Genomic DNA, 14,008 nt, shown 5'->3' on the forward strand with positions numbered 1-14,008 from the left:
TGTTGCGCTCGCCCGAGCTGCCCCAACATAAGCTCGGGTCAGGCGGCGCGGCCGCCGAAAGCGTTACAGGATTTCCCCCATGCATAGCCACGAAAACACCGTCCGCCTCATGCCCGACGTCGCCAGCCAGGCGCAGCCGCACCTCGCCGGCGCGCTGGACTGGGTGGGCATGGACGACATCGAGGTGCCGGTCCGCTTCGACGCCGGCGACGGCGAGGTGCAGCGCGCCAGCGCGCAGGTCGGCGCCTTCGTCAACCTCAACCGCCCCGACAAGCGCGGCATCCACATGTCGCGCCTGTACCTGCTGGTCGATCAGTACCTGAGCGCGAAGACGCTGGATGCGGCGATGGTCGAGTCGCTGCTGCGCGAGTTCCTCGGCACGCACAAGGAGCTTTCCGACCGTGCCCGGATCAGCATCCGTTTCGAGCACCTGGTGCGCCGCGCCGCGCTGCGCAGTGGCAACAGCGGCTGGCGCGCCTACCCGGTGTCGATCGAGGCGCAGCTCGATGCCGACGGCTTCCGCCTGGAGCTCGGCACCGAGGTGGTCTATTCCTCCACCTGCCCGGCCTCCGCGGCGCTCTCGCGCCAGCTGATCCAGGAGCAGTTCGCCAAGGACTTCGCCAAGGACCGGCCGCTGGACTACTCCGCCGTGCTGGCCTGGCTGGGCAGCGAGCAGGGCATCGTCGCCACGCCGCACGCGCAGCGCAGCGTGGCGCGCCTGCTGGTGCGCTTCGCCGAGGGCGCGCCGCTCGACCTGATCGGCCTGCTCGACCGCGTGGAGCAGGCCCTGGGCACGCCGGTGCAGACGGCGGTGAAGCGCGAGGACGAGCAGGCCTTCGCGCTCGCCAACGGCGGCAACCTGATGTTCTGCGAGGACGCCGCGCGGCGCGTGCAGAAGGCGCTGGACGCCGACGCGCGCATCGCCGACTTCCACGTGCGTCTGGAACATCAGGAGAGCCTGCACCCGCACGACGCCGTGGCCTACGCCAGCAAGGGCGCGACGGGCAGCCAGGGCTGGCTGTCGCCCACCTGCTGAGGCGCCTGGCACCGCGCCTCCCCTGCGTGCAAGGGGGGGGGGCGGGGAGAGGGTGAGCCCTTGCCCCGAAGGCCAGGGCTTACCCTCCGTGGCCCTCCCCGGCAAGCAGGGGAGGGCGTGGGCGGCCGGGCGCGTGCCGGGGCGCCTAAACCATCCGCCTAAACCACCCGCCGCCGTATTGCCGACGGCCCGCCGCCTTCAGTGCCGCCGAAGCATTCAGCCGCCGCCGAGAAAGCGGTAGCCCACGCCGGGCTCGGTCTTGAGCCAGCGCGGTGAGGCGGGATCGTCGCCGAGCTTCTGCCGGAGCTTGCCGAGCACGATGCGCAGGTAGTGCGTGTCCTCCACGTGGCTGGCGCCCCATCTCTCACGCAGCAGCTGTTGCTGCGCGACCACGCGGCCGGCGTGGCGCAGCAGCATCGCCAGCACGGCGTATTCCTTGCGGGTGAGCGCCAGCGGCGCGTCGTCCAGGCTCACCTGGCGAGGCCGAGCCAAGTGCCCGGCGGCGCGCGGTCGCCGCGCGCCGCCGGGCAGCACGTACAGCAGCACGGTCTCCGCCGGCAGCTGCGTGTCCACGCGCAGCTCGGGGAACAGCTTGCGCAGGCGCGCCACCGCCGCAACGACGATCTCGGCGGCGTCGGTCCAGTCGCGGTTGAGCTTGAGCGTGCCGTGGCCGAGCCGGGTCATGTCGAGCAGGTTCTGGATGTAGCGGTCCAGCCGCTGGCCCTCGCCCAGGATGGCCTCCAGCAGCTCGCGGCGCTCCTCGCGCGGCAGCCGTTCCTCGTAGCTGGCCAGCGTGTCGGCGAGGCGGCTGCGCATAAAGTAAGGGGTAGCGGAAAACCGCTACCCCGTATCGTTTGCGTAAATTTTTCCGCGTGGGCTTCTTGGTGGCCGCTCATGCTCTCGGAACCTGTTCACGATCTGCTCGCGAGTACCATCTGCTCCAGCAGTTCCTGCCGGATCTTGATGCCGGGAGCGGTGGTGGCCTCGGGCTGTTCGCGCAGTACGCGCCGCGGCCTGCGGTCGGCGGTCAGCCGTTCGAGGGCGTCCATGGGACACTCCGGGTGGCGCAGGCTGCGGGCGATGGTCCGTGCAAGTGGCGCGACGGCCGGACACCTTCGCGGCACGCCCGTTCACGCCGGCCACGCAGGCGGGCATGACAGGATGGCGCTGCGGCAGTCTCGAGGGGGCCGGTGGCCGGCGCGACCCCCGCTGTCCGGCCGCCAGGTCCGGTTCCGACCGCCGCCGGATGTGCGCACGCCGCATCCATGCACGGCCGGTACCCATCCAGGCGCTCGCATGCCGGCCTTGCCGGCACCGGCGCGCGAGGAGATCCAGACGGCGATGGCCGAACTTTCCCGCTACGCCAAGATCGCCGCCTTCGTGCTGCGCTACCGCCACACCGGCCTGCTGCACGGGCTGAGCGTGGACGAGTCGCTGGCGCAGGGCGGCGCCGTGGCCGCATCGGACAACTTGCCCGAGCGCTTCGTCGCGGACCTCGAACGGCTGGGGCCGACCTTCATCAAGCTCGGGCAGGTGCTGTCCACGCGCCCCGACCTGGTGCCGCCGCCTTACCTCGCGGCGCTGGAGCGCATCCAGGACAAGGTGGCCTCCATCGACGCCGCGGCGGTGCGCGCGGTGATCGAGGCGGAGCTGGGGCGCCCCGTCGAGGCGGCCTTCGGCGCCTTCGACCCCGTGCCACTGGCGGCCGGCTCGCTGGCGCAGGTGCACGCGGTGACCTTGCGCGACGGCCGCGCAGCCATCGTCAAGGTTCAGCGCCCGGGCGTCGGCGCGCAGGTGATGGAGGACCTCGCCGCGCTCGACCGCATGGCCGCCGCGGCGCAGCGCTACACCGAGGCGGGCCGCCGCTACGGCATCGCCCACTGGGTCGACGAGTTCCGCAGCAGCCTGCTGGGCGAGCTGGACTTCCTGCTGGAGGCGGACAACCTCGACGCCTTCGCCGACAACCTGCGCGGCTATCCGCGCCTGTGGGTGCCGCGGCCGGTGTCCGGCCTGTGCACCGTGCGCGTGCTGACCATGGAGCGGGTGATCGGCCGCAAGGTGTCGGAGGCGGCCGGGCTGCCGCGAACGTCACGGCGCTGGGGGCCGCACGGGGAGGAGCTGCTGCGCGCCTACCTCGACCAGGTGTTCGTGCACGGCCTGGTCCACGCCGACCCGCATCCGGGCAACGTGATGGTGACCGACGACGGGCGCGTGGCCCTGGTGGATCTGGGCATGGTCGCGCGGCTCTCGCCGCAGGTCCGCAGCCAGCTGCTGCGCATGATGCTGGCGGCGGTCGACGGCGACGGCGACCGCGTGGCGGCGATCACCGAGCGTCTGGGCAGCAAGCTAGCCGACTTCGATCCGGCCGCCTACCGGCGCGAGATCTGCACGGCCGTGTCGCGCTACGAGACGGGCCGCCAGGACGCGGCCTTCTCCGAAGGGCGCCTGCTGCTCGAACTCACCGTGCGCGGCGCCGAGCACGGCCTGCGCCCGCCCTCGGAGCTGACCCTGCTCGGCAAGACCCTGCTCAACCTGGAGACGGTGCTGCTCGCCCTCGACCGCCAGCTGCCGGTGCGCGAGGTGGTGCGCTCGCACCTGCAGCGGGTGCTGGCCCGGCACCTGCTGCGCACCGCCTCGCCGGCCCAGGGCGCCGCCTCGCTGCTCGACCTGCAGGACCTCGCGGTGCGCACGCCGGCGCAGCTCGGCAGCATCCTGCAGACCCTGGCCGACAACCGCTTCCGGGTGCGCCTGGACGGGCTGGAGGAGTCGCGCCTGATCGAGAACCTGCAGAAGATCGCCAACCGCATCAGCACCGGCGTGATCACGGCCGCGCTGGTGATCGCCGGCGCGATGCTGGCGCGGGTGCCGGGCGGGGCGCGCCTGTTCGGCTATCCGGTGCTGGCCCTGCTGCTGTTTGCCCTGGCCGCGGCGCTCGGCGCGAGCCTGGCGATGCACGTGATCCGCCGCGACCGCACGCCGCGCGACGAGGAGCCGGGCGAGTCCTGAACCAGGCGGGCCGGCGCCTGCCGCGCATCGCCGGCGCCGGGCCCGACGTCCCTGACGTGCTTGCCGGGGCGGACATGTCGCCGCCCTCGCGCATCGCGTCCGCGCGATGCGGCCGTGGCTGCGCCACGCTGTACCCGGCAAGCCTCCGGTCGCAAAAAGGGCCCGGCATGCCGGGCCCTGGTCGTGGGCAGTACGTGGTGCCGATCAGCGCAGGTTCGTCACCGCCACGTCGTGAAAGCTCGCCTCGCCCTGCTCGGCGAACGCGCTGATGCGGTCGTCGGTGGAAGCGGGGAACACGAGGTCGGTGATGACGGCGCGTCCGTCCGCCGCGAAGACCTCCACCGAGCCGCGGTCGACCACGATGCGCAGGCGCAGCCGGCCGTTGTCGAGCGGCAGGTTGACGATGTGCTCCTTGCTGAAGGCCGGCGAGAAGTTGCCGATGCCGGCGTGGGAGCGGTCGAGCGTCAAGGTGTGCCGGGCGGTGTCGTAGACGATCCGCGTACCGGCGGCGCCGTCGGCGGAGCCGCGCACCACCAGGCCGGCGCGCCGGGCCGAGCGCGGTTCGAGGGTGAGGTCGATGTTCTGCACGGTGCCGCGCGCGGCCGGCACCAGCTCCTTGCTGCCGGAGGACACGGCGAACGTGCCCACGCGCGTGGTCGGGCCCTTGTCCACCAGGGCGGCGTACTGGTCGGCCGGCGCGAAGGTGAGCTGCGGCACGCCGTCGATGGTCTTCAGGGCCAGCTGGCGGGGCAGGGCCATGGCGCCTTTCCATGGCGTGGTGGGCACGCGGTCGGCGTAGTCCCAGTTGCTCATCCAGCCGATGGTCACCGCCTTGCCGTGGGGCTCGTTGGCGAAGGTGCCGGCGGCGTAGTAGTCGGCGCCGTGGTCGAGCCACAGGTAGCGAGAGGGGTCGGAGTCGGGCGGCGCCAGGTTCTCGGGCGTGAAGGTCTTGCCGTCGAAGCGGCCCACGAAGTACTCCGCGCCGGAGCCGCCGGCGATCGACCACGGATTGATGTTGACGATCAGCACCCAGCGCGGGTCGCGCGCATTGCCGTCCAGCGGCAGCGGGAACAGGTCGGGCATCTCCCACAGCACGCCGGGCCTGGCGACGCCGGCGGGGCCGAAGTCGCTCAGGAACTCCCAGTCGATCAGGTTCTTCGAGCGGTAGAACTTCACCACGTGCGCGTCCGACACCACGGTGGCCATCAGCCAGTAGCCGCCCGGCGCGTACCAGCTCACCTTGGGATCGCGGAAGTTGCGCGACTCGGGGTTGAGCGTGAGCACGGGGTTCTTCTCGTACTTGCGCCAGCTCTCGCCGCCATCGGTGCTGTAGGCGACCGACTGCGCCTGCATGCCGGCCTCGTGGCCGGAGCCTTCCTTGAAGACGCTGGTGTACAGCGCCACCAGCGGCGGCTTGCCGGCGCTGCCGAGGCCCGAGGTGTTGTGCTCGTCCAGCACGATCGAGCCGGAGAAGATCTCCTCCCTGTCGGTGACCGGCATGGCCACGGGCTGCTCGCTCCAGTGGATCAGGTCGCGGCTGGTCGCATGGCCCCACGACATGTCGCCCCAGTAATTGCCGTGCGGGTTGTACTGATAGAAGAGGTGGTAGACGCCCTGGTAGTAGACCAGCCCGTTGGGGTCGTTCATCCAGTTGCGCTGCGGCGTGTAGTGGAGGGCGGGGCGCCACTGCGAGGTGCCCTCGCCGGCCTGCGCCGGTTGGCTGCCCGTGGGCGCGGAGCACGCCGCGGTCGAGACCGCCAGCGCCGCACCGAGGGAGAGAAAAAAGCTTCGTGCCGGATGCATGGGGCTTCCTCGAAAAAAACAGGCCAAGCTAAATCAGGTAAATGAATTCAATTTGAATGAGGTTGGCAAAAATGTATATTGACAGCTATCTGCGACAATTTTACACATCCTGCAAAAGGGCTGTCTTGATGCTGAAAAAACGATCAAAACTATCCATAAATAAAATGCTGCCTGATCAATAATATACGTGTAACGATGTGCGGTGTCTCTTTTTCATCTACTGTTTATTGAAAGTTGGTTTTATGCGTGTTAGCTAGCCTTTGCGCTCATCAATCACCCCACGGGCGCTTACCCCATAAGGAGGGAGGCTATGAAGTCTCAGAAGTTCAATATCCGTTGCCCGCGTCCGCGCGCGCTGGGCGTTCTGCTCTCCACCGCGCTGGCGTCGGTCGTTGCTGCGCCGGTGGCCCTGGCGGCCGACTTCCCGTTCCCCACGCCGCACACGCAGGAGGCCCACGACCCCGCGGCGGCCTTCACGTCCCTCTGGACCCGTGCGGACGCCAGCCAGATCAAGGCGATGTCCAACCCGTCGGTTCCCACCGGGCAGAACTCGCTGCCGTCGTGGCTCACCATGCCCGACATCCCCGCCGACTTCCCGCAGACCGACCCGGACGTGTGGGTGTGGGACACCTGGCCGCTCAGCGACATGCAGGCCAACAACATCAGCTTCGATGGCTGGGAGGTGATCTTCTCGCTGACCGCCGACCCGCACGCCGGCTACGTCTTCGATGACCGCCACGTGCATGCGCGCCTGGGCTTCTTCTACCGCAAGGCGGGCATCCCGGCCTCGCAGCGTCCGCGCGACGGCGGCTGGATCTACGGCGGCCACGTGTTCCCCGACGGCGCCAGCATCAAGGTGTTCGACCCGGGAACCCCGATCACCCAGAATGCGGAATGGTCCGGCTCGAGCCGCCTGCTAAACCGTGGCGGCAAGGTCAGCGTGTACTACACCGCGCTGGCGTTCAACCGCACGCCGCAGGGCCAGGACATCAGCCCGGCCGTGGCGATCATTTCGCGCACCGACGGCCAGCTGCATGCCGACAAGACCCACGTGTGGTTCACCGGCTTCGACAAGCACGCCCCGCTGCTCAGGCCCGATGGCGTGTACTACCAGAATGGCGCGCAGAACCCGTTCTATAACTTCCGCGACCCGTTCGTGTTCGAGGATCCGGCGCACCCGGGACAGACCTACATGGTGTTCGAGGGCAACACGGCCGTGCAGCGCGGCGCCCGTTCCTGCACCGAGGCCGACCTGGGCTATGCGCCCGACGATCCGAACCGGGAGAACCTTGAGGACGTGCTGAACTCCGGCGCCACCTTCCAGCAGGCCAACGTCGGCCTGGCGGTCGCCACCAACAAGCAGCTCACCCAGTGGAAGTTCCTGCCGCCCATCCTCTCGGCCAACTGCGTCACGGACCAGACCGAGCGTCCGCAGTTCTACCTCAAGGACGGCAAGTACTACCTGTTCACCATCACCCACCGCTCCACCTATGCGGCGGGCATGGATGGTCCGGACGGCGTGATGGGCTTCATCGGCAACGGCATCCGCAGCGACTTCCTGCCGCTGAACGGCGGTAGCGGCCTGGTGCTCGGCAACCCGACCGACCTCAATGCGCCGGTCGGTGCGCCGTTCGCGCTGGATCCGTCGCAGAACCCGCGCGCCTTCCAGTCGTACTCGCACTACGTCATGCCGGGCGGCCTGGTCGAGTCGTTCATCGACGCGATCGGTCCCCGCCGCGGCGGTGCGCTGGCCCCGACGGTGAAGATCGACATCGGCGCCACCACCACGCAGGTCGACCTGACCTACGGCACCGGCGGCCTGGGCGGCTTCGGCGACATCCCGGCCAACGTCAACGTCGGGAATGTGCGTTAAGCGTTCCGATTTCCACGCTACGGCGTGATTGAAGAACGGGTGGGCGGCGCGAGCCGCCCACTTTTTTTGTGCGCGGGCGCAATGCCTGGCGGCCTCGGGGAACTCGGTGCTTACGTGCGATATGCGCGCATGGCCGGTACTTCCGCAGCAGTGCGGGCACGCCACCATGTAAAGGCTCTTGTCGTGGCGTCGCCGCTGAGCGCAGTGAGAAGCAAGCATTTCTCATGCTGCTTTGCAGCTATAACTTTAGCCCTATAGACGTCAGTCGTTCGATTGATTGGAATCCCCGGGCCGCGCAATGCGGCCCAAACAGGGGCGTGCATGTCCAGGTTGCCAAAGGGATGGTTGGCTCGCTCGTGTGTGTTCATGGTGGTATGTGCGGTGGGCAGTGTGCTTCATGCCCAATCGACCTCGGTCAAGCCGGAGGACGAATTCTCGAAGAAGATCCGTGTCTCCGAGGACGTGCAGCCGCTGGGCGAGCATCCCTTTGGCGAGAGCATCAGCCTGTACAGTGGCGCGCTCTCGTTCACGCAGGTGGATGCCAACGCGTCGGGTAACGGCCCCACGCTGCAACTGACCCGGTCGTTCAAAATTCCCGACCTGCCGCCGGAGCAGTACTACGTCGATATCACGACGAGCGAGCTTACGGACTGGACGCTCAACGTTCCGCGCATCGAGACGCTCTCCGCCAAGGACGAGACGCTCAACAACCTGTGGTTCTTTCAGGACAACCCTCAGCGTTGCACGGCTATACGCAGCGCACCAAGCATCACAGTGCAGCAGACACCGGGGTCGGTTCCTGTCGAATACGAAGCCTACAACTGGTGGCACGGCTATCAGCTGATCACGCCGGATGGCTCGAGCCAAGACCTGCTCAAGCGTGACAGCAGCAACAATCAGGTACCGACGTTGAGTGTGGGTGGCCAGGCCGTTTCGTTCACGGCGGTCACCAAGCAGCATTGGGCCGTCGGCTGTCTGGCGCAGACCTCGAACGGCCAGCCGGGCGAGGGATTTCTCGCCGTATCGACGGACGGGACCAAGTTCTGGTTCGATTGGCTGGCTTATACCGACGCGCCCGTGATGATCAAGAAATCGGGCAGCCCATTGCGTCGACGCAACATCAAGATGCTGGTATCCCGCATCGAAGATCGCTTCGGCAATGCGTTGACGTACGCCTACGATGCCAACGGGCATCTCACGAGCATCGTCGCCAGCGATGGACGCAAACTGGTCGCGAGCTACGAGTCTTGGCAGACCTCCACAGTTGCGGGCGTCCGACTCGCCTCGGTTACCCTGCAACCCGAGAGCGGCGCGCCACGCACGTGGCGTTATTTCTACACCGTCGTGAATAACTTGCCCCGGCTATCGCAAGTGCAGTTGCCGGACGGTACGTTTTGGTCTTTCAACTTCGCCAATGCTCGGAACCCCACGCTCGACCACTTGCTGGACTCCTCATCGGGATGTCTGGATGTCTGGGATCATCCCGGTACAAGCTCGACGTTGTCGGTTACCCATCCTTCGGGGCTTCTAGGCACGTTCGCCGTCACCAGTACGGTGCGCGGCCGCTCCTATACGCCTTCAACCTGTGTTCAGGTAGGGGCTTGGCAAAAGGAGACCCGCACGCCGTATGCCTACGTAGTCGCCGCGGTTACGCAGGAGGTGCTGTCAGGGGCAGGGATGCCGAATCAGACGTGGAACTACGCCTATTCGCCTCCCAATGAAAATGCCATCGAAAACTGTTCGAACGGTTGCGTCTCGACGGTATGGACCGATGCCATCGATCCTGAGGGCCATGCCAAGCGTTACACCTTCAGCAACCGCTTCGATGCGACTGAGGGCCTGCTGCTGAGTACGGACTTCTATGCGGGCGCGGCGGGTTCGGCTTTAATCCGCAGCGAACAGAGCAACTACGCCAACCCCACCGGCGGCCCGTGGCCGACGTCGCTGGGCTCTTCGCTGCAGCTGTACATGAACGAGGCGCTGCTGCGGACCTTGTCGCCCCAGAGCCAGCGCGTGCTGCAACAGGATGGCGACACCTACACCTGGCAGGCGGAGGCCTTCAACGAATACGCCCAGGTCACGCAAACCCGGCGCTTCAACTCGATCGCCGGCCAGGGCACGTTGCAGGAGCAGACCAGTTACCTCAACGACACCGCGCACTGGGTGCTGGGCCTGCCGCAGCAGGTGACCAACCTGGGCACCGGCGAGGTGGTGGACCAGAACGTCTACGACCTGGGCAGCGTGACGCTCAAGGAGCGCTGGCACTTCGGCCAGAAGCTGATGAGCTACGCCTACGACGGGCAGGGCAACCTGGCCAGCTTCACCGACGGCAACGGCCACACCACCAGCTTGGGCAACTACAAGCGCGGCATCCCGCAGGCGATCGGCTACCCGGACGGCACCGGCCAGAGCCTGGTGGTGGACGACTTCGGCCAGATCACCGCGATCACCGACCAGGCCGGCAGCACCACCGGCTACAGCTACGACCCGGTCGGCCGGCTGACCCAGATCAGCTACCCCGGCGGGGACGAGCAGGCCTGGCTGGGCAAGGGCTTCGCCTACGACTTCGTCACCGGCGCCGAGCGCGGGATCGGCGGCAACCACTGGCGACGCACGATCTGGAAGGGCGACTGGCGGCAGGTGACCTACTTCGACGCCTTGCTGCGCCCGGTGCTGAGCGACACCTACAGCGTCGCCGACGGCAATTCGCACACCAACGCCCGTACCGACTACGACTGGAAGGGCCAGAAGGCCTTCGTCTCCTACCCGGCCGGCGGCAGCCCGAACCTGGACGACCTCGGCAGCGGTACGTCCAGCCGCTACGACGCCCTGGGCCGCCTGGTCCAGACCCAGCAAACCTCCGAGCAGGGGCCACTGGCCACCACGACGGCGTACCTGTCCGGCGCCCGGCAGCAGGTGACCGACCCCAAGGGGCAGGTGACCACCACGAGCTACCAGGTGTTCGACCAGCCGGCCTACGAGGCGGTGACCTTGGTGCAGGCACCGGAGGGCGTGACCCAGGCCATCACGCGCGACCTCTACGGCAACCCCACCGCGATCCACCAGTGGGGCAGCTCGGCGGGCGGTAGCGGGGACGTCACCAAAACGCTCACCTACGACGGCTACCACCGCCTGTGCCGCACCACCGAGCCGGAGAGCGGCAGCGAGGTGACCGCCTACGACGGCGCCAACAACGTGGCCTGGACGGCCGCGGGCCTGGCGATCAGCGGCGGTGGTTGCGGGCAGGAGCAGGTGCCGGCGACGGCGCAGACCCAGCGCACTTACGACGCGATGAACCGAGTGCTCAACCTGACGCCGCCGGCGGGCACGCAGAGCACGGCCTACACCTATGACGCACTGGGCAACGTGCGGGCGGCGGTGTCGGGCCTCACCACCTGGTCGGCCACGCGCAACAAGCTGGGCCAACTGACCCGCGAGACGCTGCAGGTGAACGGGCAGAACCCGTGGACGATCGGCTACGCGCACGATGCCTACGGCAGCCTGCGCCAGCTGACCTACCCGGACGGCGAGAGCGTGGCGTATGCCCCCGATGCCCTGGGTCGGGCGACCCAGGTGGGCGGCTACGCGAACACGTTGCGCTACTTTCCCAACGGCGACGTGCAGTCCTTCCTCTACGGCAACGGCGCCGGCTACACGGCCGAGCAGAACGCGCGCCAACTGCTCAGCAACTTCACCTATGGCCGGGGCGGCACGCTGGACCTCAGCGAGGACTACCGCTACGACGCCAATGGCAACATCACCCAGATCAGCGACCTGACCGGCGGGCCGCGCACCAAGACCTTCGGCTACGACGCCCTCAACCGGCTGGCCAGCGCCCAGGCCAGCAGCCTGTGGGGCAGCGAGAGCTACAGCTACGACCCGCTCAACAACATCCGCGCGCGGGTGGGCAACGGGCAGACCTTTACCTACAACTACGACGCGCTCAACCGGCTGGGCTCGATCACCAGCAACGGCAGCACCACCAGCAGCTTCGCCTACGACAACCGCGGCAACGTGACGGTCAAGAACGGTATTGGCCTGGACTTCGACCAGAAGAACCAGCTGACGGGCCTGCCGGGGCATGTGGGCTATGCCTACGACGCGGCGGGGCGGCGGGTGATGAAGACACCGCAGGGCGGGGCGCCGACCTATTACTTCTACACCCAGGCGGGGCAACTGCTGTACCAGTGGGATACGGGCACGGCCAAGACCACCAACTATGTCTATCTCGGTCGCAAACTGATTGCCCGCAACGAAAACCTGCGACTGATCGCCCCCAGCGGCATCAGCTTCAGCGCCAACCCGAACGACGGCAACTACACGGTGAGCTGGCCCGCCGTAACGGGGGCGACCGGCTACACCCTGCAGGAGAGCGTCAATGGTGGCGGCTGGAACACGGTCTACACCGGCAGCGATCCCAGCGTGGCGATGATCGGCAAGGGCGGCGGCAGCTATACCTACCAGGTGCAGGCTTGTGCGGGCGGCACCTGTACCGGCTGGACGGGCTCGGCCAGCTTGGGCGTCACCCCAGTGCTGCCGACCGTGACCGTGCCGGGCGGCACCATCAACGGCACCTACACGGTGAGCTGGAGCGCGCCAGCCAGTGCCACTGCCTACGACGTACAGGAGCGGCTCAACGGCGGCGCCTGGGCCACCATCGCCAGCAACACCGCGGCCACCTCGATCAGCCGCCCCGGTACCAGCAGCGGCAGCTACACCTACCAGGTATCGGCCAAGAACGGCTATGGCACACGTGGCTGGGCTGGCTCCAATGCGGTGACGGTGGACACCACCTACGGCGTGGTGCCGACGGCGCCGGCCAGCCTCAGCGTGCCGGCCAGCAGCAACGACGGCAATGCCGGCTTGAGCTGGAGCGCGTCCGCCCTGACGACCCGCTACGTGGTCGAACAGAGCAGCAACGGCGGCATCAGTTGGAGCGGGGTCTACAACAGTGACGGCACCAGCACCGCACTCACCGGCCTGGCCGATGGCAGCTACGTCTACCACGTACAGGCCTGCAACACCTACGGCTGCAGCCCGTGGACGGCAGGCAACGCCACCCTGGTGGTGACCCATCCGCCGGGCAGCGCGCCGGCGGTGAGCACGCCGGGCAACAACGGCAACGGCAGCTACACGGTGAGCTGGAACGGCATCGGGGGAGCGACCAGCTACACGCTGCAGGAACAGCTCAACGGCGGCGGCTGGACCACGGTGCAGGCCAGCGGCGCGACCAGTTGGAACACCGGCGGCCGGGGCAACGGCACCTACGGCTACCGCGTGCAGGCGTGCAACGTGGGCGGTTGCGGGCCCTGGAGTGGTACCGCCAGCACCACGGTGCTGCTGCCGCCGCCGACGCCGGGCAGCATCAGCGTGCCGGCGAGCAGCAACGGGCCGATTGGCATCAGCTGGGCCGCCAGCCCGACGGCGACCCGCTATGACCTCTACCAGAGCATCAACGGAGGTGGCTGGACGCAGGTCTACAGCGGGCCGTCGACCAGCACCACGGTCAACGCGACGACCTCGGGCAATTACACGTTCTTTGTGGCGGCGGTGAACGACAGCGGTTGGAGCGGGCAGTTCGCCAACAGCGGCACGGTCGTGGTGACGATCCCGCCCAATGCGGCGCCGAGCCTGAGCGTGCCCGGCAGCAGCAACAGCGGCAGCTACACGGTGAGCTGGAGCGGGGTGAGCGAGGCAACCAGCTACACGTTGCTGGAACAGCTCAACGGCGGCGGCTGGAGCACGGTGCAGGCGAGCGGCGCGACCAGTTGGGGCGCCAGCGGCAAGGGCAACGGCACCTACGGGTACCAGGTGCAGGCGTGCAATGCGGGGGGATGCGGGCCATGGAGCGGGGTCGGCAGCATTGCGGTGGCGCTGGTGCCGGCCGTGCCGACCAATGCGAAGGTCGTCGAGTATTTCCCAAGCCCGAAGACAGAGGCGAATAGAGCCCAATGGGATGCTGTGTCTGGTGCTACGCGCTATGAGGCCATTCGTAACGATACAGGGGCCTCTGTTTATAATGGTACGGGCACCAGCTTCATCATGGGGACTGCCTTTATTCCCGCCACACCCCTCTATTACAACTTCTCGGTTCGGGCGTGCAATGCCGTGGGCTGCTCTGGCTGGGCTGTTGGGCACTGAGGATAAATTATGATAAAGAAAGGAATCCTTTTCATCGCGCTGACTGTTGCGTCGTGGGGTGACGGATGGGCAGGTACGATTACCTATATCTATACGGATCCCCAAGGGACGCCGCTTGTGGAGGCTGGCGTTAGGGATGCTCTGATCTA

6 protein-coding genes and 1 pseudogene are annotated in these 14,008 nt (G+C 67.6%); 4 read left to right on the forward strand and 3 right to left on the reverse strand.

Annotated features, from left to right (window positions below):
• The first annotated feature begins 79 nt into the window (after positions 1–79).
• Positions 80–1,036 (forward strand): GTP cyclohydrolase FolE2, encoded by a 957-nt coding sequence (gene folE2, locus ACH65_RS10025; protein ID WP_049622453.1) that lies wholly within the window; start codon positions 80–82, stop codon positions 1,034–1,036.
• Between the two features lie 216 nt (positions 1,037–1,252).
• Here the strand turns inward: folE2 and ACH65_RS19800 are convergent.
• Together ACH65_RS19800 and ACH65_RS19810 are read right to left on the reverse strand one after the other, a co-directional pair.
• Positions 1,253–1,516, reverse strand: a pseudogene (locus ACH65_RS19800) (winged helix-turn-helix domain-containing protein); the annotation flags it as partial.
• Positions 1,517–1,947: 431 nt separating this feature from the next.
• Positions 1,948–2,085, reverse strand: coding sequence for a hypothetical protein (locus ACH65_RS19810; RefSeq protein WP_153242550.1), 138 nt, complete (start codon positions 2,083–2,085; stop codon positions 1,948–1,950).
• Between the two features lie 247 nt (positions 2,086–2,332).
• On the opposite strand from ACH65_RS19810, the gene ACH65_RS10035 reads away from it, so the two are divergent.
• On the forward strand, positions 2,333–4,042 hold the full coding sequence (locus ACH65_RS10035; protein WP_049622454.1) for an ABC1 kinase family protein: 1,710 nt from the start codon (positions 2,333–2,335) through the stop codon (positions 4,040–4,042).
• 204 nt (positions 4,043–4,246) lie between these two features.
• On the opposite strand, the gene ACH65_RS10040 is transcribed toward ACH65_RS10035, so the two are convergent.
• Entirely contained in the window at positions 4,247–5,845 is a 1,599-nt protein-coding gene (locus tag ACH65_RS10040) for a glycoside hydrolase family 32 protein (RefSeq protein ID WP_049622455.1), read from the reverse strand.
• A 310-nt stretch (positions 5,846–6,155) separates the two neighbouring features.
• On the opposite strand from ACH65_RS10040, the gene ACH65_RS10045 reads away from it, so the two are divergent.
• Both ACH65_RS10045 and ACH65_RS10050 read left to right on the forward strand, forming a co-directional pair.
• Entirely contained in the window at positions 6,156–7,718 is a 1,563-nt protein-coding gene (locus ACH65_RS10045; RefSeq protein WP_082190244.1) for a glycoside hydrolase family 68 protein, read from the forward strand.
• A gap of 1,677 nt (positions 7,719–9,395) precedes the next feature.
• Positions 9,396–13,859: a hypothetical protein gene (locus ACH65_RS10050; RefSeq protein WP_049622456.1), complete on the forward strand. Its 4,464-nt coding sequence runs from the start codon at positions 9,396–9,398 to the stop codon at positions 13,857–13,859.
• Positions 13,860–14,008: the final 149 nt, after the last annotated feature.

This window comes from Frateuria defendens (assembly GCF_001182895.1).
GTDB classification, from domain to species: Bacteria; Pseudomonadota; Gammaproteobacteria; order Xanthomonadales; family Rhodanobacteraceae; genus Frateuria_B; species Frateuria_B defendens.